Annotated in this window: 1 protein-coding gene; it reads left to right on the forward strand. The window is 67.3% G+C overall.

Annotated features, from left to right (window positions below; genetic code table 11):
- A partial coding sequence (locus AC0IYH_RS32355) for an ATP-binding protein (protein WP_471838424.1) occupies positions 1-260 on the forward strand: 260 nt, incomplete at both ends.

The following is a 260-nucleotide window of genomic DNA, read 5'->3' on the forward strand; positions in this document are numbered from 1 at the left end:
GTTGATCTACTGTCCCGGCCTGTCGAGCCGCGACACCGTCACCGCGACATCGGGTCGCGGCGTCGGCATGGATGTGGTCCGCGCCAATATCGAACAGATCGGCGGGCGGATCGCGCTGCGCAACACCCCCGGTCGCGGGCTGATCATCACGCTTCAGGTGCCGCTGACGCTCACGATCATCCCAACGATCGTCGTCGCGGTCGGGGCGCAGCGGTTCGCGCTGCCGCGACAGTCGGTGGAGGAGATCGTGTCGCTGAACG

It is taken from the genome of Pseudomonas sp. AC463 (genome assembly GCF_979253585.1).